Genomic DNA, 19,228 nt, shown 5'->3' on the forward strand with positions numbered 1-19,228 from the left:
GGAGACAAGTTATGGCAGGCGTTTCGTTCCGGGGCGCGACCAGGTACTACGCGGGCTCCGACCGCCCGGCGGTGGACGCACTCGACCTCGACGTGCCCGACGGTGAGTTCCTCGTGCTCGTCGGCCCGTCGGGCTGCGGGAAGTCGACCACGCTGCGGATGCTCGCCGGGCTCGAGGGCGTGGACGAGGGCAGCATCCACATCGGCGAGCGCGACGTGACCGACATGGCGCCGAAGAACCGCGACATCGCCATGGTGTTCCAGAACTACGCGCTCTACCCGCACATGACCGTGGCCGAGAACATCGGCTTCCACCTGAAGATCCAGAAGGTGCCGCGTGCCGAACGCGAGCGGGCGGTGGCCGAGGCGGCGAAGGTGCTCGACCTGGAGCCGTATCTGGACCGCAAGCCGGCGAAGCTGTCCGGCGGCCAGCGGCAGCGGGTGGCCATGGGCCGCGCGATCGTGCGCAGCCCGCAGGTCTTCTGCATGGACGAACCACTGTCCAACCTGGACGCCAAGCTCCGGGTGCAGACCCGCACGCAGATCGCCTCGCTCCAGCGCAAGCTCGGCGTGACCACCATCTACGTCACGCACGACCAGGTCGAGGCGATGACCATGGGTGACCGGGTCGCGGTGCTCAAGGACGGCCTGCTCCAGCAGTGCGACACCCCGATCGGGCTGTTCTCGCGGCCGGTGAACGTTTTTGTCGCCGGGTTCATCGGCTCTCCCGCGATGAACCTCATCCACACCAGGATCGGTGGTGAGGGAGCGGTGGTCGGCGGCACGCACCTGCCGCTGGCCCCGGCCCAGCGCGCGGCACTGACCAGCGAACGCGTGGTGGTCGGCGTGCGGCCGGAGGGCTGGACGGTCGGCGCGGCCGACGACGGCATCGGGGCGGTGGTCGAAGTGGTCGAGGAACTCGGCAGCGATCAGTACCTGTACTGCGCGGTCGCCGGGGACACCGATGAGGTGCTGACCGTGCGGACCGAGGGCATGGCGGCTTGGCAGCGTGGTGAGCGGCTCGGGCTCTCCCCGCGTCCTGGCGCGGTGCACCTGTTCGACGAAGCCACCGGAGAGCGGTTGCCGGACTGATGACGCGTGTCTTCCGCACCGAACTGGTGCTGCCGGTGGCTTCGGTGGGCCGGGAGAACCCGCTGCCGCCGCTGCGCCCGCTGACCGCCGCGCAGCAGGTGACCAATGTGGACGAACTGCCGCCGGACCTGGCCGACGGCGTGCGGTACGGGAAGCTGGACAGCGTGCTGCCGTGCCTGGTGCGGAACGGGTACGGCCGCGAGCGCACCGACCAGGCGCTGCCCGCGGTGGTGCTGGAGAACACGAAGCTTCGTGCGACCGTGCTGCCGTCGCTCGGGGGCCGCCTGCACTCGCTGTACGACAAGGTCCGCGGCCGTGAGCTGCTGTTCCGCAATCCGGTGCTGCAACCGGCCAACCTGGCGTTGCGGGACGCCTGGTTCGCCGGTGGGGTCGAGTGGAACCTGGGCAGCACCGGGCACACCACGATGACCTGTGAGCCGATGCACGCGGCGCTCGCCGGTGCCGACGGGCTCCGGTTGTGGGAGTGGGAACGCACCCGGAACCTGCCGTACCAGCTGGACTTCCGGCTGCCGGAGGAGTCTCCGGTGCTGCTGGTCGGCATCCGGGTCCGGAACCCGCAAGCGCACGAGGTGCCGCTGTACTGGTGGTCGAACATCGCCGTGCCGCGGACACCGGGCACCAGGGTGCTCGCGCCCGCGCAGCACGCCTGGCATTACGGTTATGGTGGCCGCCTCGACCGGATCCCCATGCCGTCGGAGGTCGATCCGAACGCCTACGAGCACGCCGCCGACTTCTTCTTCGACCTCGAACCCGGTCAGCGGCCGTGGATCGCGGCCGTCGACGAGACCGGGTACGGCCTGCGGCAGACGTCGACCGGGCTGCTGCGTGGACGGAAGTTGTTCGTCTGGGGCACGTCCGAGGGCGGCAGACGCTGGCAGGAATGGCTTTCGCCCGGATCGGAGCACGGCTACCTGGAGATACAGGCCGGTCTGGCGCGCACGCAACTGGAACATCTGCGCCTACCCGGTGGTGAGTCCCGGGAGTGGCTGGAAACCTACGGACCGGCCGACGCGGAGTCCGATGTGGACGACCGTTTCCAGGAATGGCTGGCCGTGGCGGACCAGGAGCCGGGGGAGCGGCTGCACACCGGTTCCGGCTGGGGCGCACTCGAACAGCGGCGTACCCCGAGGTCCCTCCCGGGCACGCCGTTCCCGGACAGCACGCTGGGAGAGCGGCAGCAGCCGTGGCTCGACCTGCTCGACGGCGGGATGGCCGCGCCGGACCCGCGCACACCGCCGGACGGCACGCTGGTGACCTGGCGGGCGGAGCTGGCGGCGGCCGAGCCGAACTGGCTGGTCTGGTACCACCGCGGCGTCGCGCACTGGTACGCCGGAGACGAACTCGCCGCCGAACGAGCCTGGCGCGCGTCGCTCGAGGAAGCCGAAAATCCCTGGGCACTGCGAAATCTCGCCGTCGCCACCGGCGAGGTTTCCCGGTTGAGACGAGCCTTCGAACTGGCTCCGGCCGAACTGGCAGTCGAGGCTATCGAGGCGGTACTCGCGGCCGGTCAAGCCGAAGACGCGTTGGCGATGCTCGCGGCCGCACCCGTGCGCACCGGCCGGCTCCAACTGCTCACCGCCCGCGCTCTGCTGGCGGCCGGGGACGCGGTCGGCGCGGAGGACGTGTACCTGGCGGGATTCGACGTCCCAGACATCCGCGAAGGCGACACGTCCCTTTCGGACACCTGGGCGGAGATCCAGCGGGCACTCGGCGGTGCCCGGCCGCTGCCCCGGCGATACGACTTCCGGATGGCGGCTCCTTGAACCGGCACGAGCGGCTCAGCGGGCTGCTGGCGGTGGTCGGGGAGCGCGGCAAGGTGGTGGTCGAGGTGCTGGCCGAGGAACTCGCGGTCTCGGCCGCGACCATCCGCCGCGATCTGGACCACCTGGCGGAGCAGCAGCTGCTGATCCGCACGCGCGGCGGTGCCATCGCCACGCACGTCTCCTACGACCTGCCGCTGCGGTACAAGAGCGCGCTCAAGGCCCCGGAGAAGTCGCGGATCGGCCGGAACGTGGCGTTGCTTGTCGAACCGGGCGCGGTGGTCGGGCTCAACGGCGGTACCACGACCACCGAGATCGCCAGGGCGATCGCGGCCAGGACCGAACTGGACCACCGGCCGGGCAGGCCCGCGCTGACCGTGGTGACCAACGCGCTCGACATCGCCGGTGAACTCGCCGTGCGCCGGCACGTCAAGCTGGTGGTCACCGGCGGGGTGGCTCGCCCGCGGTCGTTCGAGCTGACCGGGCCGCTGGCCACCGGCGTGCTCGCGGACATCTCGCTGGACCTGCTCATCCTCGGCGTGGACGGGATCGATCCGGCGGCCGGTGCCTACGCGCACCACGAGGGCGAGGCCGACATCAACCGGCTGATGGTCGAGCGCGCGGCGCGGGTGGTGGTCGCGGCCGACGGTTCGAAGCTGGGCAAGCGCGCGTTCGCGCGGATCTGCCCGATCGCGGACGTGGATCTCGTGGTCACCGACGCCCCGGTGGTGGCCGGGGTCGAAGCCGGGTTCGCCGCCGCGGGCGTGCGCCTGCGCACGGTTTGAGCCTCTGCTCCTTACTGCTCGAATCTGCTCGCGAATGTTGACTTATGCGCGAAACAAGCTTAGAAAAATCAGTAACGAACGGACGGTCGGCAATGAGTTTCACCGTGCCGGAGACCACGCGCTTCACCCAGGAGTTCACCGTCATCGATCTCGGCCTCGCCGGCTGAGGGATCTGGAGGAGAAATGGCTGAGCAACCCTCGGAGCACCCTGGTGTGTCGCGGCGCGCGCTGCTGCGGAACACGGCCATCGCCGGCATGGGCGCGGGGCTGGTCACGCTCGGCGGGCAGTCCGCCGCGGCCGCCGATAGCATCCCGGCAGTGGGCGAGGACTCGGGATCGTGGCCGAAGCGGCGGGGCAAGTCGATGATCGGGGTGCCGTTCAAGGCGACGCCGAACCCGCGCTTCGGCATCATCGGCCTCGGCAACCGCGGCGGGGGCATGCTGACCGACCTGCTCGGTGTACCGGGCGCGAAGGTCACCGCGCTGTGCGACACCCGCCCGGAGTTCGCGAAGAAGGCGGCCAAGGTCGTCACCGGCGCCGGTCAGCCCGAACCCGCCGTCCACACCAACGGCGAGCACGCCTTCGAGCAGCTGGTGGCCAGGGACGACGTGGACTTCGTCTACGTGGCCACGCCGTGGGAATGGCACACGCCGATGGCGCTGGCGGCGATGCGCGCGGGCAAGCACGTCGGCGTGGAGTGCCCGATCGGGATCACCGTGAAGGACCTCTGGGAGCTGGTGGACACCTCCGAGCAGACCGGCAGGCACTGCATCCAGCTGGAGAACTGCTCGTACGGGCAGAACGAGATGCGCGCGCTGCGGATGGTGCACGCCGGGAAGTTCGGGCAGGTGCTGCACGGTTCGGGCGCCTACCTGCACGACCTGCGGGAGCTGCTGTTCTCGGACACGTACTACGCCGACGAGTGGCGGCGGACGTGGCACACGAAGCTGAACACCGACCTGTACCCGACGCACGGGCTCGGCCCGGTGGCGGCGTACCTGGACATCCACCGCGGTGACCGGCTCGAACGCATCAGCACGATGAGCACGCCCGCGCTCGGCCTGGCCGAGTACCGCGAGGCGCACGTGCCGCGCGACGACTCGTCCTGGCAGGAGACCTACGTCAAGGGCGACGTCACGATGAGCCTGATCCAGACCGCGAAGGGCCGGGTCATCCACCTGGTGCACGGCGTGTCCAGCCCGCACCCGTACAGCAGGCTCAACTACATCGCGGGCACGAAGGGCGCCTTCGAGGACTACCCGGCGCGGATCTACGTCGAGCCGGACCACAGCGGGCACCAGTGGGGTTCGTGGGACGCGTACAAGTCGTTCGACCACTGGCTGTGGACCGAGGTCGGCGGCGGCGACGGCGGGCACGGCGGAATGGACTACATCATGTTGTGGCGCCTGGTGCAGTGCCTGACCCTTGGCCTGCCGCCGGACATCGACGTCTACGACTCGGCCGCGTGGAGCGCGCCGCTGCCGCTGGGCGTGATGTCGGTGAAGCACAAGGGCGCGGCGATCCCGTTCCCGGACTTCACGCGGAACAACTGGAAGACCCCGCACGCGGGCGTCGACTCACCGAAGCCCGCCTGACGGTACGCCGTGAAGGTGGCTTTCACGGCGCAATCCGCTGTGAAAGCCACCTTCACGGCATCGGGGTCGGCTGGGGTCAGCGCAGCAGGGCCAGGTCGACGGCGTCCGCCATGGCCTTGAAGCCCGCGTCGTTCGGGTGCAGGTGGTCACCGCAGTCGTAGGCGGGCAGCATGCGCAGCGGGTCCTGCGGGTCCCGGATCGCCGCGTCGAAGTCGACCACACCGTCGAAGGCGCCACCGTGGCGGATGAACTCGTTCACCGCGAGCCGCGTCGCCTCCAGGGTTTCGTCGTAGACGCGCCACCCCTTGAACGGGGTCAGCGTGCCGCCGATGACCCGGATGCCGCGCGCGTGCGCCTGCGCGATGATCTGCCGGTACGCCGCGATGATCTGCGCCGGATCGGTCTGGTGCGGGGTCTGCTGGATGTCGTTGATGCCCTCCAGCACGACCAGCGTCTTCACCCCGCCGAGGCTCAGCACGTCCTCGTCCAGGCGCGCCAGCGCGTTGCGCCCGGCGCCGGAGCCCGGTACGTCGAGCAGCAGCCGGTTCGCGCTGATGCCCGCGTTGAGCACGCCGAGCGGGCGCCCGGCCGCGATCAGCCGGTCGCTGAGGAAGTCCGGCCAGCGCTGGTTGGTGCCCGCCGTGCCACCGACCCCGTCGGTGATCGAGTCGCCGAGCGTGACCACCGAGCCGCGTGCCGGGCTCTGTACGTCCACACCGGACACGTAGTGCCACACCGAGGTCCGCTCGGTGAACGACGCCCCGGACTCCTCGCCTGCCAGGTCACCGGCCTTGGTGAAGAACGAGGTCTGCTGGGCGGCCGGGTGGAAGGTCACCGGACCCGATGGGGTCGGCGTGTAGGTGGTGACGAGCAGGTCGCCGTCCTGCGGCACCCGCAGCAGTGCGGGATCGCTGAGCACTTCGGCGCCCGCGGGCACCATCGTGGTCTCCGCGCCGCCGAAGGTCAGCGTGCGCATGGAGCCGGGCACGGCTCGCGGGGTGTTCGGCTCGGCCGAGACCGCCACGGTCACCTTGCCCAGCGTCAGCGGCGTGGTGCCGAAGGCGTTGGACAGCCGGACCCGCACCGACGCGCCGCCGACACTGGTGTGGACCAGGTTGCGGATCGAGTAGTTCGGGTAACCGCCCTCGGTGCCGGGCACCCCGGCGGCCGGGGACGCGGCCCAGGTGCCGACCCAGTTGCCGGGGAGGTCCGGGCTCTGCGCGTTGCTTGATGCCGTCACTACGCCGAGGGCGGCCACCACGATCGCCCCGGCGGCCAGGATTCGCCGCATGTGATCACCTTTCAGCGCCCGGGACCGGTGCAGCGACCGCCGTTCAGGTGATAGCCGGATTTCGCTGTGCCAGCAACAAGTTCAGGTGGCAGACCACCCTATGTGCCGGATCGTCCAGGTCGATGCCGCCGACGGTGCCCGCGCGGCGGATCCGGTGACGCAAGGTGTTCGGGTGCACGTGCAGCCTGGCCGCCGCCGCGCGGACGTCACCGAGTGCGTCCAGATAGGCCAGCAGCGAGCCCGCCAGTTCCGTGCCGTGCGCGGTGTCGTGCTCCACAAGGGACTCCACGGCCGGGTCGTGCAGTTCGGGTTTGGCTTCCAGCAAGGAAAGCGTCTCGCCGAGCAGTACCTCGGCGCGCAGGTCGCCGATGCTGCCGACCGGCCGGTCCGGGGTGCGGCCGATCGCGTCGAGCACCCGGTCCGCCTCCGCGCGCGAGGTGACCACCTGCCGCAGGGACGGTGCCGCGCCGCCGATTCCGGCTTGGACGGTCAGCGCGGTCCGTGCCTTGAGCACCTCGACGATGCGTTCGGCGAGCGCGACCGGTGCGGTGGCGGCCGGGAGCACCGCGTACACGCGGCCGCCGATCGACCCGACCAGCGCGCCCCGGCGATGCGCGGCCACGTGCACCGACACCACCCGCGCCAGTTCGGCGAGGTGCAGTTCGTGCTCGGGCAGGTCCGGCTCGATGGTGCGGGCGGCGAAGGCGAGCACCACCGACGACGCGGCCGGGTCGAGTCCGAGCTGCCCGGCGACCAGGTCGGCGCTGACGCGGCCGTCGAGCAGACCGGTGACCAGCTCGTCCCGTGACCGTGTGCCCGGCAGCCCGCGCTGGGTGAGCATGCTCAACGCGGCCATGCGCGCGGCCCCGAGCAGCGCGCTGCCCGCCTGCTCGGTGAACGGCTGCCCGCCCTGCTGCACCCAGATCGCGCCGAGGTGCTGGCTCCCGGCCCTGATCCCGACCGCCAGCCGCCGCCGGATGCCCAGCTCGGGGCGTTCCTCCAGGTCGACCACCTCCTCACCGGAGCGCAGCCGCCGGTAGACGCCCCATTCCCGGAGCAGGTCGAGGTACCGCTCGGGTCCCTTCCAGCCGAGAATGGTCAGCCGCCGCAGCTCGTCGACCTCGTCGTCCGAGCGAGAGTAGGCCAGCAGCCGGTAGGTCGCGTCCTCGATGCTGACGATGCCGCCGGTCAGCGCGGCGACGGTCTGGGCCAGCGAGAACAGGTCCCGGTCGGAGCTGTCGTCACGCAGGCCCGCGGTCAGCGCCGCGCTGTCGAGCAGTTCCCTGATCAACGCCGAGAGCTGATCCCACCGGGCCCGCGGCTGGACCACCAGCAGCCCGATGCCCGCGTCCCCGGCGGCGGCTTCGAGCTGGGCGGTGTCCGGTTCCTCGGACTTCACCGCGACCGCCGCGGCCCCGCGCCGGGCCGCCGCCCGCAGGTACCGCAACGCGTCCCGGCCGCGCGCGCCGATGATCAGCACCAGCTCACCGCGGTAGGCGCCGGGCTCGTCGTCCGGGTCGAGAATGGCCAGGCCGTGCACGGGCAGGTCGGCCGACCCCGCGCCCAGCTGGACCAGGGGCTCGCCGATCGCCGCCAGCAGTTGCCGGAGGGAGGGGCCGTCGGTCATGTGTTGTCCGATCGAACAGGGAATCTCCACCAAGCCTAGCCGATCAGACAATCCCAGGGTGGCGTCGCGTGCTTACCGTTGGCGGCTATGGACGCGATCACCCAGCCGCCCGCACCCCGCAACGAACCCGTCCGCGAGTACGCCCCCGGTTCGCCGGAACGGGCCTCGCTCGTCGCGAAGCTCGCCGAACTGGAATCCCGCCGGTTCGAGCTGACCTCGACGATCGACGGTGAGCAGCGGATGGCCGGTGGTGAGCGCATCGACGTGGTGCAGCCGCACAAGCACAGCCACGTGCTCGGCACCACCGCGAACGCCACGCACGCCGACGCGAAGGCCGCCGTGGCCGCGTCGCTGCGGGCCGCCGAATCCTGGCGGGAGCTGCCCTTCGACGAGCGCGCCGCGGTGCTGCTGCGCGCCGCCGACCTGCTGTCCGGCCCGTGGCGCGACACGCTGAACGCGGCGACCATGCTCGGCCAGTCGAAGACCGCCGTGCAGGCCGAGATCGACTCCGCCTGCGAACTGGCCGACTTCTGGCGCTTCAACGTGCACTTCGCCCGGCAGCTCCAGGCCGAGCAGCCGATCAGCTCGCCGGGGGTGTGGAACCGGCTCGACTACCGCCCGCTCGAGGGCTTCGTCTACGCCATCACCCCGTTCAACTTCACCGCGATCGCCGGAAACCTGCCGACCGCGCCCGCGCTGATGGGCAACACCGTGGTGTGGAAGCCGTCGCCGACGCAGGGCCTGGCCGCGCACCTGACCATGCGCCTGCTCGAAGAGGCCGGGCTGCCGCCGGGCGTGATCAACCTGGTCACCGGCGACGGGCTGGCCGTCTCCGACGTCGCGCTGGCCGACCCGGCGCTGGCCGGGATCCACTTCACCGGCTCCACCCGCACCTTCCAGCACCTGTGGTCGACCGTCGGCGCCAACATCTCCGGCTACCGCACCTATCCGCGCCTGGTCGGGGAGACCGGCGGCAAGGACTTCGTCGTCGCCCACCCGTCGGCCGACGTGGACGTGGTGCGTACCGCGCTGATCCGCGGCGCCTTCGAGTTCCAGGGCCAGAAGTGCTCGGCCGCCTCGCGTGCCTTCGTGGCTCGCTCGGTGTGGAACCGGCTGCGCGACGATCTGGTGTCCGAAGTGGACGCACTGAAGATGGGCCCGGTCACCGACCTGACCAACTTCCTCGGCGCGGTGATCGACCGGCGAGCCTACGACCGGCTGGCCGGGGCGCTGAAGCTGGCGCACGAGTCGGACTCGCTGCGGGTCGTCGCCGGTGGCACCGCCGACGACAGCGAGGGCTACTTCGTGCGCCCGACCGTCGTGGTCGGCGAGGACCCCACGCACGAGGTGTTCAGCACCGAGTACTTCGGCCCGTTCCTGGCCGTGCACGTCTACGAGGACAGCGACTTCGAGACCGTGCTCAAGCAGGTCGACCAGGGCGCGGCCTACGGGCTGACCGGCTCGATCATCGCCAACGACCGGAACGCGGTGGTCAAGGCGTCGCAGGCGCTGCGCTTCGCGGCGGGCAACTTCTACGTCAACGACAAGCCGACCGGTGCGGTCGTCGGCCAGCAGCCGTTCGGCGGCGGGCGCGCGTCCGGCACCAACGACAAGGCGGGCTCGATCTACAACCTGCAGCGCTGGATCAGCCCGCGCACGGTCAAGGAAACCTTCGTGCCGCCGGTTTCGACCGGCTACCCGCACCAGTTGGAGGACTGAGCCATGCTCCGCTCCGCGTTGATCGCCGCGTCCCGGTCCGCCTCGTTCCGCACCCTCGCGGAGCGGGCGCCGGTGATGCGTCCCATCGTCGACCGGTTCGTCGCCGGTGACGAACTCGGCCAGGCCATCGAGAACGTCCGGCGGCTCACCGAGGACCGGCTGGTCTCGCTCGACCACCTCGGCGAGGACACCACCGACCGGGCGCAGGCCGAGCGGACCGTCGACGCGTACCGGGCGCTGCTGCGCACGCTCGGCGAGGAGGGGCTGGCCGACCGCGCCGAGGTGTCGGTGAAGCTGTCCGCGCTGGGCCAGGCGCTGCCGGTGGACGGCGACAAGATCGCGCTGGAGAACACCCGGCAGATCTGCGCCGCCGCGGCCGCCGTCGGCACCACGGTCACGGTGGACATGGAGGACCACACGACCACCGATTCGACCCTGTCGATCGTGCGGGAGCTGCGGGTGGATTTCCCGTCGACCGGGACGGTGTTGCAGGCTTATTTGAAGCGCACGGAGGCGGATTGCGCCGAGTTCGCCGGGCCGGGCTCGCGGATCCGGCTGTGCAAGGGCGCCTACGACGAACCGGCTTCGGTGGCCTACCGGGAGAAGTCCGAAGTGGACGCTTCGTACGTCCGGTGCCTGAAGGTGCTGATGGCCGGTCAGGGCTACCCGATGGTGGCCACCCACGACCCGCGGCTGGTGGACATCGCGGAGTGGATGGCCATGCAGCACGACCGGTCGGCCGAGGACTTCGAGTTCCAGATGCTCTACGGCGTCCGGCCGGAAGCGCAGCGCGCGCTCGCGGCGCGTGGGATGCGGCTGCGGGCATACGTGCCGTACGGCACGGAGTGGTACCCGTACTTCATGCGGCGGCTGGCTGAGCGGCCGGCGAATGTGGCCTTTTTCTTGCGGTCGTTTACGTCGCGGGGGTAGAGCTTTTTCGAATGGGTGGGGTGGGGGGTCTGGGCGGTGCTCTGGTTTGGGTGCCCGGGTCGCGATTGTGTGGTGGGGCGGGATACCGTGCAGGTGGCTTTTCAGCCGGAATCGGCCGTGAAAGTGGCTTCACGGCACTGCCCATGGAGAGCCGGGCGGGAGTGGTGCGCGCGGCTGGTTACAGGCTCGGGCCCGGCACCCCGGCTGTGGCGAGTGAGCGCCGGCGGCGGAGCCAGACTCGGCGGGTGCCGTCGGCGTAGAGCCGTACGTTGGACAGTTCCCAGCCGGAGAACTCGGCCTGGATGGAGAGCTGGATCGCCGCGGAGAGTCGCGACACGCCGGGTGGCAGCTGCAGCCGGCGATACTCCCAGTCCCCTTCGACCACCGCCTCGGTCACGGTTCGATCACCTGGATCCCTTCTCCCGCGGCCGAGCCGACGACCACCGCCGCGCTCGCCGGGTCCACTGACACCGAATTGGGCTGGCGGACGGTGGGGAAGCGGAACTTCTCCACCGGCTCGCCGCCGCCGACGTCGAACGCGGCGACCTCGTTGCGCTCGGTGAGCGTGACCCAGGCGAGATCGCGCTGGGCGTCGTAGGCGATGCCGTAGATCCCGCCCGGCACCGGGAAGCGCTGCCGCAGCAGCAGGGGAGCGGACGAGAACGCCAGCAGCGAGCCCGCCCGCGAATCGGTGACCAGCACCCGGCCGTAGCGGTCGGTCACCGCGTTGGTGGCGCCGTCCCCGGCCCGCAGGCCCTCCTTGACCGTGCCGCCGGCGAGGTCCACTTCGAACAGCGCGGTGCGCAGCCGGTCCAGCACGACGGTGCTCTCCCCGGCGGTGAGCACCTCGTCGGCGCTGTAGATCTGGCCGGTGATGGACTTCGAGACCTGGTCGCCGTCGAGCACGTCGACCGCCTTGCGATCGCGGACCGCGACCAGGGTCCGCGCGCCACGCGGATCGGCGGCGGCGGGCTGCCCGGCGACCGGGACCGTGGTGAAGCTGCCGTCGGCCGGGTTCACCCTGGCCAGCGCGCTCGCCCCGGGCAGGCTGGCGAGCAGCCGGTCACCGTCGGGAGTGAGCTGCTCGGCGGGCGCCGGCAGCGCCACCGTGCGCGGCGCCTTGCCCAGGTCGGCCAGGTCGTAGAGCTGGATCGAGGGCTCGGTCAGCGCCACGGCGAGCACCCCGCCCGCCACGGCCACCGTGCCCACCGGCGAGGCGGGCAGCACCCGCCCGGCTGGTTCGGCGGAGCGGGCGGGGGAGGGCGCGGCGGTCGCGGCCACCGGGTTCGCCACCAGCTGCAGGTCGTCGGACTGGTCGCTCCCCGTGGTGCAGCCGCTCAACACCAGCGTGACCACCAGGGGCGAAGCGACAAGCAACCGGCGCAATCCGAGTCCTCCCGACCGTGAGTCCAACACTTCAAGCATCCCGTAGAAACCACGGCACGTCACGCGGCTGTCACCTAACAGACACCTCCAGCGCAGTCGGCGCGGTCAGTGCGGCCATCGCTCCGGGTAACCGGTCTCGATCGAGCTGACGTCGTCGAGCGCGGACCGGATGGCCGGCGGCAGGGTGATCTCCTCGGCGATCAGCGAACCGGTCAGCTGTCCGGTGTCGCGGGCGCCGACCACCGGCGCGACCACGCCGGGCCGGTCCCGCACCCAGGCCAGCGCCACCGCCAGCGGCGAAGTGCCCAGCCCGTCCGCGGCGGTCACCACGGCCTGCACGATGCGGGCCGCGCGCTCGGTGCGGTGCTGCTCGACGTACCCGGCGTAGGTGGGGGAGGCGCCCCGCGAGTCGGCGGGCGTGCCGGTGCGGTACTTGCCGGTCAGCACACCACGCCCGAGCGGCGCCCACGGCAGGATGCCGATGCCGTGGTGCTCGGCGGCGGGCAGCACCTCGCGCTCGATCCCGCGTTGCAGCAGCGAGTACTCCATCTGCGTGGAGACCAGGCGCACACCGGACGGCATCGCGGCCGCGGTGGCCAGCTGCCAGCCCGAATAGTTCGACACCCCGGCGTAGCGCACCTTGCCGCTGGTGACCGCGAACTCCACCGCGGACAGCGTCTCCTCGATCGGCACCGCGGAGTCCCACGCGTGCAGCTGCCACAGGTCGATGTGGTCGACGCCGAGGCGGCGCAGGGACCCGTCGAGCGCGGTGAGCAGCGCGCCACGGGAGGCGCCGCCGCTGAACGGGCCGTCACCGCTGCGGGCCACCGCCTTGGTCGCCAGCACGATGTCGGTGCGCGGCACCAGGTCGCCCAGCAGGGAGCCGAGCACCCGCTCGCTCTCGCCATCGCCGTAGACGTCGGCGGTGTCCACCAGCGTGCCACCCGCGTCGACGAAGGCCACCAGCTGGCTGGCGGCCTCTTCGGCGTCGGTACCGGTACCCCACGACATGGTGCCCAGGCCCATCCTGGACACTCTCAGGCCGGACGCGCCGAGCTGCCGGTTCTCCATTCGCGCAGCCTAGCCAACCGGGCCCGGTGAGCCTTTACGAAGGCGCGTGTCGCGGTGATCATCCCCCGGTTTAGGGTCGGGCCCCGTGCGCTTGGGACTGAACCTCGGATATTGGGGCGCCGGCAACGACGCGGCCAACCTCACACTCGCCAAACACGCCGACGAACTGGGCTACGCCGTCGTCTGGGCCGCCGAAGCCTATGGCTCGGACGCCCCGACGGTGCTGGCCTGGATCGCCGCGCAGACCTCGCGGATCGACGTCGGGAGCGCGGTGCTGCAGATCCCGGCCCGCACGCCGGCCACCACCGCGATGACCGCCGCCACGCTGGACACCCTGTCCGGCGGCCGGTTCCGCCTCGGCCTCGGCGTGTCCGGGCCGCAGGTCTCCGAAGGCTGGCACGGTGTGCGCTTCGGCTCGCCGCTGGGCCGGACCCGCGAGTACGTCGACATCGTGCGCGCGGCGCTGCGCCGCGAGCGCGTCCGCTACGACGGGAAGCACTTCCAGCTGCCGCTGCCGGACGGTCCCGGCAAGGCGCTGGCGCTGACCGTGCACCCGGTCCGCGACCACATTCCCACCTACCTGGCCGCGATCGGCCCGAAGAACCTGGAGCTGACCGGCGAGATCGCCGACGGCTGGCTGCCGGTGTTCTACTCCCCGGCCCACGCCGAGGAGCACCTGAAGCACCTGCGGGCCGGGGCCGAGAAGGCGGGCCGCTCGCTGGCCGACCTCGACATCGCGCCGACCGTGCCGCTGGTGACCGGTGCGGACTGGAAGGCCTGTGCGGACGCCGTGCGCTCCTACGCCGCGCTCTACATCGGCGGAATGGGCAGCCGGGACAAGAACTTCTACAACCAGCTCGCCTGCCGGATGGGCTTCGAGACCGAGGCCGCCGAGGTGCAGGAGAAGTACCTGGCCAAGGACTACGCCGGGGCGATGGCCGCGGTGCCGCTGGAGTTCCTGGACGCGACCGCGCTGCTCGGGCCGAAGGAGCGGATCGCGGAGAAGATGGCCGCCTTCGCCGAGTCGGGCGTGACCACGCTCACCGTGGCGCCCTACGACGGCGACGCCGACGCGCGGCGGACCGCGCTCGACGTGGCCGCCGAGGCGATCGAGCTGGCGGGGAGCTGACGTGGGCTGGTTCGAAGCACTGGTGCTCGGCCTGGTCCAGGGCCTGACCGAGTTCCTCCCGATCTCCTCGAGCGCGCACCTGCGCGTCACCGCCGCACTGGCCGGCTGGGACGACCCGGGCGCGGCGTTCACCGCGGTCACCCAGATCGGCACCGAGCTGGCCGTGGTGCTGTTCTTCGCGAAGAAGATCGGCCGGATCCTCACCGGCTGGTTCTACTCGCTGTACAAGCCGGAGTGGCGCAGCAACCCGGACGCCAGGCTGGGCTGGCTGATCATCGTCGGCACGCTGCCGATCGGCGTGCTCGGCCTGCTGCTGCAGGACCAGATCGACAGCTCGTTCCGAGACCTGCGGATCACCGCGACCATGCTGATCGTGTTCGGCGTGATCCTGTGGCTGGCCGACACCTACGGCAAGAACGAGCGCACGCTGGACCACCTGACCGTCAAGCACGGTCTCGGCTTCGGGTTCGCGCAGGCACTGGCGCTGATCCCGGGCGTGTCGCGCTCGGGTGGCACGACCAGCGCCGGCCGGTTGATGGGCTACCAGCGCCCGGAGGCGGCCGAATACTCGTTCCTGCTCGCGCTGCCCGCGGTGTTCACCTCCGGGCTGTTCAAGCTGAAGGACGTGGGCGGGGAGAACAGCCCCGAGTGGGGGCCGACGATCCTGGCCACCCTGGTCGCGTTCGGCGTGGGTTACGTGGTGATCGCGTGGCTGATGAGCTACATCAAGAAGCGGAGCTTCCTGCCGTTCGTGATCTACCGGATCGTGCTGGGCATCGTCCTGTTCGGCCTCGTCTTCGGCGGCGTCCTTGATCCCAATGCGGGCCCGGCAGGCCACTGACGTCATCTAGGCTGGCGCCGTGGGCACTGTGATCCTCTTGCGGCACGGCCGCTCGACCGCGAACGGGTCGGGTGTGCTGGCCGGGCGCACGCCGAAGGTCGGACTCGACGAAACCGGCCGGGCGCAGGCCGAGGCACTGGCCGAGCGCCTGGCCGGTATCCCGTTGTCCGGGCTGGTCGTCTCGCCGATGCTGCGCTGCAAGCAGACCGTCGCGCCGCTGGTCGCCGCGCAGGGGCTGGACCGGGTGGTGGACGCCCGGCTGTCCGAAGTGGACTACGGCGAGTGGACCGGCAGGGCGATCAAGGACCTGGTCTCCGAGCCGCTGTGGCGGGTGGTGCAGGCGCACCCGTCGGCCGCGGTCTTCCCCGGCGGGGAGGGCCTGGCCGCGATGCAGACCAGGGCGGTCGAGGCGGTGCGCGAGCACGACGCGCGCATCACCGCCGCGCACGGCGACCACGCGGTGTGGCTGCTGTGCAGTCACGGCGACGTGCTCAAGTCGCTGATCGCCGACGCGCTGGGCCAGCACCTGGACTCGTTCCAGCGGATCGTGGTCGATCCCGGCTCGCTCTCCGTGGTCACCTACACCGAGACGCGGCCGTTCGTGGTGCGGGTCAACGACAACGGCGGTGACCTGAGCGGACTCGTGCCACCGAAGCCGAAGCGGGGTAAGAAGGGTAAGAAGTCCTCCGATGCCGTCATCGGTGGTTCGACTGGTCGAAAGGGCCGCGCATGATCTCTCCGGACAACCCGTTCGCCAGTGCCAGCGACCTGCCCTACCGGCTCCCGCCGTTCGACCGGATCACCGGTGAGCACTACCGGCCCGCGTTCGAGGCGGGCATCGCCGAGCAGGTCGAGCAGGTGCGGGCGATCGTGGACAACCCGGAGCCGCCGACCTTCGACAACACCGTGGTCGCACTGGAGCGCTCGGGCGAGCTGCTCGGGCGGGTTTCGATGGTGTTCTTCAACTTGACCTCCTCCGACACCACCCCGGAGCTGCAGCAGCTGCAGGCCGAGATCGCGCCGAAGCTCTCGGCCCACCGCGACGCGATCTTCCTGGACAAGAAGCTGTACGCGCGGATCACCGAGCTGTACGAGAAGCGCGATTCGCTCGACCTGGACCCGGAGTCGGCGTGGCTGCTGGAGCGCTACCACGTCGATTTCGTGCGCGCGGGCGCCGCGCTGGGTGAGGCCGAGCAGGACAGGTTGCGCGCGCTGAACGAGGAACTGTCCACGTTGAGCACGCGCTTCCAGGAGAACCTGCTCGCCGAGGGCAACGACCTCGCCGTGGTGGTCGACACCGAGGAGGAGCTGGCCGGGCTCTCGGCGGACACCATCGCCGCGGCCGCCGAGGCAGCGAAGGCGCGTGGGCTGGACGGCCAGTACGTGCTCAAGCTGAGCTTGCCCACGCAGCAGCCCGCGCTGGCGTCGCTGGAGAACCGGGCGGTGCGCGAGCGGCTGCACGGCGCGTCGGTGTCGCGGGGCAAGCGCGGCAACGAGCACGACAACTCCGAGCTGATCATCAAGATCGCGCACCTGCGGGCCGAGCGGGCGGCGCTGATGGGTTACCCGAACCACGCCGCGTACGTCATCTCCGACGAGACCGCGCGCACCGCCGACGCGGCACTGGGCCTGCTGGAGCGGCTCGCTCCGGCCGCGGTGACCAACGCCAACGCCGAAGCACTGGAACTGCAGCAGCAGATCGACGCCGAGGGCGGCGAGTTCTCCCTGGAGCCCTGGGACTGGGCGTTCTACGCGGAGAAGGTGCGCAAGGCGCGCTTCGACATCGACGAAGCCGCGCTGCGGCCGTACTTCGAGCTGGAGCGGGTGCTCGTCGACGGGGTGTTCTTCGCCGCGTCCAAGTTGTACGGGCTCAGCTTCACCGAGCGGCACGACCTGCCGAAGTACCACCCCGAGGTGCGGATCTTCGAGGTGTTCGACGCCGACGGCACCGGGCTGGGCCTGTTCCTCGGCGACTACTACGCCCGGGACTCCAAGCGCGGCGGGGCGTGGATGAACAACTTCGTCGAGCAGGCGGGCCTGCGGGACGAGCGCTCGGTGGTGGTGAACAACCTGAACATCATCCGCCCGCCGGAGGGGGAGCCGACGCTGCTCACCTTCGACGAGGTGGTCACCGCGTTCCACGAGTTCGGGCACGCGCTGCACGGGCTGCTGTCGAACGTGCGCTACCCGAAGTTCTCCGGGCCGAACGTGCCGCGGGACTTCGTCGAGTACCCGTCGCAGGTCAACGAGATGTGGCTGCTGTGGCCGGAGGTGCTGGCGAACTACGCCAAGCACCACCGCACCGGGGAGCCGCTGCCGCAGCACCTGGTGGACAAGCTGCTGGAGTCGCAGCAGTACGGCGAGGGGTACTCGACCACGGAGTACCTGGCCGCTTCGCTGCTGGACCAGGCGTGGCACACGATCAGCGCGGAGGACCGGATCACCGACGCCGCCGCGTTCGAGGCGGAGGCGCTGCGCAAGGCCGGGGTGGCGGTGCCGACCGTGCCGCCGAGGTACCAGAGCTCCTACTTCGCGCACATCTTCAGCGGCGGGTACAGCGCGGGGTACTACTCCTACATCTGGAGCGAGGTGCTCGACGCGGAGAGCGTGGAGTGGTTCCGGGAGAACGGCGGGCTGACGCGGGCCAACGGCGACCACTTCCGCCGGGAACTGCTGGGCCGGGGCGGCAGCATCGATCCGATGACAGCCTTCCGCAACTTCCGCGGCCGCGACCCGGAGATCGACCCGCTGCTCAAGCGCCGGGGCCTGACCGGCGCGTAGTTCTCGTGGTGGGCGGTGGCTCTCCCGGTTTCCGGGGGAGCCACCGCCTTTTCACGTGCTACCAGTCCCAGGCGTCCGGGGTGATGACCCACTCGTTGCCGCCACCGCCGCCGTACTCGATGGCTGTGGCGGCCGAGGCCGCCCCGCTCGTCGCGAGTCCACCCAGCGCGACCATGCCCGCCAGCAGCAGACCGGTCAGGATCTTCCTCATGCGCATTCCTCCCAGTGGTCGGAAATCCGACTCCCGCATTCTGTGACACCCGGAATCGCATTGTCACAGCCCTGGGCCGGTGTTACCCGGATGGAGTAGCCGAGGTGGCCCGCAGCGGGGCGGTACACCTTGGAAGCCACGAGCAGCAGCTGGGCGGAGATGCCCTGGCCCGCCGCGCTCGAGGCGATCCACAGTCCCATCGTCTGGGTGGCGAAGGCGGCGGGCGCCGGCCGCGTGGTGGCCGACATGCCGATCGGCGACAGGCACACCTCGCCGACGGTGACCAGTGCGAAGCTCGCGACCAGCCACAGCGGGTGGGTCAGGCCGTGGCCGAGTGACGGGATGACCAGCAGGGCGCTGGACAGTCCCGGCGACCACGAGGCCGAAGCTGAACTTGGCCGCGGTCGACGGCTGCCGCTCGCGCCGGGCCAGCCGGACCCACAGCACGGCGAACGCGGGCGCGATCAGGATCAGCACCAGCGAGCCGGCCGACTGGAACCAGGAGGCCGGGATGGTGAAGCCGAAGGCGCCGAGATCGATGCTGGGTGTGCTCGGCCAGCACCGCGGCGCCCTGCTCCTGGATGATCCAGAAGCAGACCGCGGCCAGGAACAGCGGCAGGTAGGCGAGCACGCGCGTGCGCTCGGCCGCGGTGGTGCGCGGGCTGCGCAGCATCACCGCGAAGTAGGGGACGGGCAGTGCGATGGCCAGCACGCTGATCGTGTTGATGACCTGGCCGGCGGTGAGGGTGCCGGTGTAGTAGATGGTGAAGCAGGAGTCGCGGCGCTCGTCGCCGTCCGGGTAGAGCTGGCCGACTGAGGCAGAGGTGCCCGCACATGATGAGCACGCCGCCGTAGAGGGTGCTGCGCACGGAGCCGAGTACCCGGTCGGTGAGCCAGCCACCGCCGATCGCCGCGAGATAGATCGCCGCGCCGTGGTCCGCGACCAGTGCGCGGGCGGTGTCGCTCGGCAGGCCGAGTCCGCCCGAAGA

The 19,228-nt window shown here is 70.9% G+C and carries 19 protein-coding genes and 1 pseudogene; 12 read left to right on the forward strand and 8 right to left on the reverse strand.

The annotated features are described in order from the left end of the window. Positions 1-11: 11 nt before the first annotated feature. From YIM_RS24040 to YIM_RS24055, 5 genes are read left to right on the forward strand one after another with little or no spacing between them, the layout of a single operon-like run. On the forward strand, positions 12-1,091 hold the full coding sequence (locus YIM_RS24040) for an ABC transporter ATP-binding protein (protein ID WP_153032492.1): 1,080 nt from the start codon (positions 12-14) through the stop codon (positions 1,089-1,091). Beyond that, on the forward strand, positions 1,091-2,875 hold the full coding sequence (locus YIM_RS24045) for a DUF5107 domain-containing protein (protein WP_153032493.1): 1,785 nt from the start codon (positions 1,091-1,093) through the stop codon (positions 2,873-2,875). Before YIM_RS24040 ends, YIM_RS24045 begins: the two co-directional genes overlap by 1 nt. Further along, on the forward strand, positions 2,872-3,657 hold the full coding sequence (locus YIM_RS24050; protein ID WP_153032494.1) for a DeoR/GlpR family DNA-binding transcription regulator: 786 nt from the start codon (positions 2,872-2,874) through the stop codon (positions 3,655-3,657). Before YIM_RS24045 ends, YIM_RS24050 begins: the two co-directional genes overlap by 4 nt. Positions 3,658-3,701: 44 nt before the next feature. Beyond that, entirely contained in the window at positions 3,702-3,824 is a 123-nt protein-coding gene (locus YIM_RS49705) for a hypothetical protein (protein WP_255463059.1), read from the forward strand. 16 nt (positions 3,825-3,840) lie between these two features. Then, positions 3,841-5,253 carry a Gfo/Idh/MocA family protein gene (locus YIM_RS24055; RefSeq protein ID WP_153032495.1) on the forward strand — a complete coding sequence of 471 codons (1,413 nt, stop codon included), beginning with the start codon at positions 3,841-3,843 and terminating at the stop codon, positions 5,251-5,253. A gap of 76 nt (positions 5,254-5,329) precedes the next feature. Here the strand turns inward: YIM_RS24055 and YIM_RS24060 are convergent, their stop codons facing one another. Together YIM_RS24060 and YIM_RS24065 are read right to left on the reverse strand one after the other, a co-directional pair. Next, a complete protein-coding gene (locus YIM_RS24060) occupies positions 5,330-6,544 on the reverse strand; it encodes an SGNH/GDSL hydrolase family protein (RefSeq protein WP_153032496.1) in 1,215 nt (404 codons plus the stop codon). Between the two features lie 43 nt (positions 6,545-6,587). Further along, on the reverse strand, positions 6,588-8,171 hold the full coding sequence (locus YIM_RS24065) for a CdaR family transcriptional regulator (RefSeq protein WP_153032497.1): 1,584 nt from the start codon (positions 8,169-8,171) through the stop codon (positions 6,588-6,590). Between the two features lie 87 nt (positions 8,172-8,258). On the opposite strand from YIM_RS24065, the gene pruA reads away from it, so the two are divergent. Next, entirely contained in the window at positions 8,259-9,890 is a 1,632-nt protein-coding gene (pruA, locus tag YIM_RS24070) for an L-glutamate gamma-semialdehyde dehydrogenase (RefSeq protein ID WP_153032498.1), read from the forward strand. Between the two features lie 3 nt (positions 9,891-9,893). Next, positions 9,894-10,820 carry a proline dehydrogenase family protein gene (locus tag YIM_RS24075; protein ID WP_153032499.1) on the forward strand — a complete coding sequence of 309 codons (927 nt, stop codon included), beginning with the start codon at positions 9,894-9,896 and terminating at the stop codon, positions 10,818-10,820. A 178-nt stretch (positions 10,821-10,998) separates the two neighbouring features. Here the strand turns inward: YIM_RS24075 and YIM_RS24080 are convergent, their stop codons facing one another. From YIM_RS24080 to YIM_RS24090, 3 genes are all read right to left on the reverse strand, one after another. Then, complete coding sequence (locus YIM_RS24080) at positions 10,999-11,217, reverse strand: DUF5703 family protein (RefSeq protein WP_113691926.1); 219 nt, start codon at positions 11,215-11,217, stop codon at positions 10,999-11,001. Beyond that, positions 11,214-12,206 carry a YncE family protein gene (locus YIM_RS24085; RefSeq protein WP_153032500.1) on the reverse strand — a complete coding sequence of 331 codons (993 nt, stop codon included), beginning with the start codon at positions 12,204-12,206 and terminating at the stop codon, positions 11,214-11,216. Before YIM_RS24085 ends, YIM_RS24080 begins: the two co-directional genes overlap by 4 nt. A gap of 105 nt (positions 12,207-12,311) precedes the next feature. Next, on the reverse strand, positions 12,312-13,277 hold the full coding sequence (locus tag YIM_RS24090; RefSeq protein WP_194240274.1) for an aldo/keto reductase: 966 nt from the start codon (positions 13,275-13,277) through the stop codon (positions 12,312-12,314). A gap of 85 nt (positions 13,278-13,362) precedes the next feature. Between YIM_RS24090 and YIM_RS24095 the strand changes: the two genes are divergently transcribed. Genes YIM_RS24095 through YIM_RS24110 form a run of 4 tightly spaced genes read left to right on the forward strand, consistent with a single transcriptional unit; the run spans position 13,363 to position 18,028 of the window. Next, positions 13,363-14,406, forward strand: a complete 1,044-nt coding sequence (locus tag YIM_RS24095; protein WP_153032501.1) for an LLM class F420-dependent oxidoreductase — start codon at positions 13,363-13,365, stop codon at positions 14,404-14,406. Position 14,407: 1 nt separating this feature from the next. Next, entirely contained in the window at positions 14,408-15,247 is an 840-nt protein-coding gene (locus YIM_RS24100) for an undecaprenyl-diphosphate phosphatase (RefSeq protein WP_153032502.1), read from the forward strand. A gap of 28 nt (positions 15,248-15,275) precedes the next feature. Then, positions 15,276-15,980 carry a histidine phosphatase family protein gene (locus YIM_RS24105; RefSeq protein ID WP_153037206.1) on the forward strand — a complete coding sequence of 235 codons (705 nt, stop codon included), beginning with the start codon at positions 15,276-15,278 and terminating at the stop codon, positions 15,978-15,980. After that, complete coding sequence (locus YIM_RS24110) at positions 15,977-18,028, forward strand: M3 family metallopeptidase (protein WP_153032503.1); 2,052 nt, start codon at positions 15,977-15,979, stop codon at positions 18,026-18,028. Before YIM_RS24105 ends, YIM_RS24110 begins: the two co-directional genes overlap by 4 nt. Positions 18,029-18,086: 58 nt before the next feature. On the opposite strand, the gene YIM_RS24115 is transcribed toward YIM_RS24110, so the two are convergent. The 3 genes and pseudogenes from YIM_RS24115 to YIM_RS49710 form a co-directional block, all read right to left on the reverse strand. Further along, a complete protein-coding gene (locus YIM_RS24115; RefSeq protein WP_153032504.1) occupies positions 18,087-18,239 on the reverse strand; it encodes a hypothetical protein in 153 nt (50 codons plus the stop codon). Further along, positions 18,236-18,604, reverse strand: a complete 369-nt coding sequence (locus tag YIM_RS49270) for a hypothetical protein (protein WP_370469028.1) — start codon at positions 18,602-18,604, stop codon at positions 18,236-18,238. Before YIM_RS49270 ends, YIM_RS24115 begins: the two co-directional genes overlap by 4 nt. 64 nt (positions 18,605-18,668) lie before the next feature. After that, a pseudogene (locus YIM_RS49710) lies at positions 18,669-18,716 on the reverse strand (hypothetical protein); the annotation flags it as partial. A gap of 34 nt (positions 18,717-18,750) precedes the next feature. On the opposite strand from YIM_RS49710, the gene YIM_RS49275 reads away from it, so the two are divergent. Next, complete coding sequence (locus YIM_RS49275) at positions 18,751-19,056, forward strand: hypothetical protein (RefSeq protein ID WP_255463061.1); 306 nt, start codon at positions 18,751-18,753, stop codon at positions 19,054-19,056. The last annotated feature ends 172 nt before the right edge of the window (positions 19,057-19,228 follow it).

Origin of the sequence: Amycolatopsis sp. YIM 10 (assembly GCF_009429145.1) — a bacterium.
GTDB lineage: Bacteria > Actinomycetota > Actinomycetes > Mycobacteriales > Pseudonocardiaceae > Amycolatopsis.

Coding starts and splice junctions, on each gene's coding strand:
- YIM_RS24090 (WP_194240274.1), bottom strand. CDS start 13,277: ATGGAGAACCGGCAGCTCGGCGCGTCCGGCCTGAGAGTGTCCAGGATG.
- YIM_RS49275 (WP_255463061.1), top strand. CDS start 18,751: ATGGTGAAGCCGAAGGCGCCGAGATCGATGCTGGGTGTGCTCGGCCAG.
- YIM_RS24045 (WP_153032493.1), top strand. CDS start 1,091: ATGACGCGTGTCTTCCGCACCGAACTGGTGCTGCCGGTGGCTTCGGTG.
- YIM_RS24115 (WP_153032504.1), bottom strand. CDS start 18,239: ATGAGGAAGATCCTGACCGGTCTGCTGCTGGCGGGCATGGTCGCGCTG.
- YIM_RS49705 (WP_255463059.1), top strand. CDS start 3,702: ATGCGCGAAACAAGCTTAGAAAAATCAGTAACGAACGGACGGTCGGCA.
- pruA (WP_153032498.1), top strand. CDS start 8,259: ATGGACGCGATCACCCAGCCGCCCGCACCCCGCAACGAACCCGTCCGC.
- YIM_RS24055 (WP_153032495.1), top strand. CDS start 3,841: ATGGCTGAGCAACCCTCGGAGCACCCTGGTGTGTCGCGGCGCGCGCTG.
- YIM_RS24060 (WP_153032496.1), bottom strand. CDS start 6,544: ATGCGGCGAATCCTGGCCGCCGGGGCGATCGTGGTGGCCGCCCTCGGC.
- YIM_RS24110 (WP_153032503.1), top strand. CDS start 15,977: ATGATCTCTCCGGACAACCCGTTCGCCAGTGCCAGCGACCTGCCCTAC.
- YIM_RS24075 (WP_153032499.1), top strand. CDS start 9,894: ATGCTCCGCTCCGCGTTGATCGCCGCGTCCCGGTCCGCCTCGTTCCGC.
- YIM_RS24040 (WP_153032492.1), top strand. CDS start 12: ATGGCAGGCGTTTCGTTCCGGGGCGCGACCAGGTACTACGCGGGCTCC.
- YIM_RS24065 (WP_153032497.1), bottom strand. CDS start 8,171: ATGACCGACGGCCCCTCCCTCCGGCAACTGCTGGCGGCGATCGGCGAG.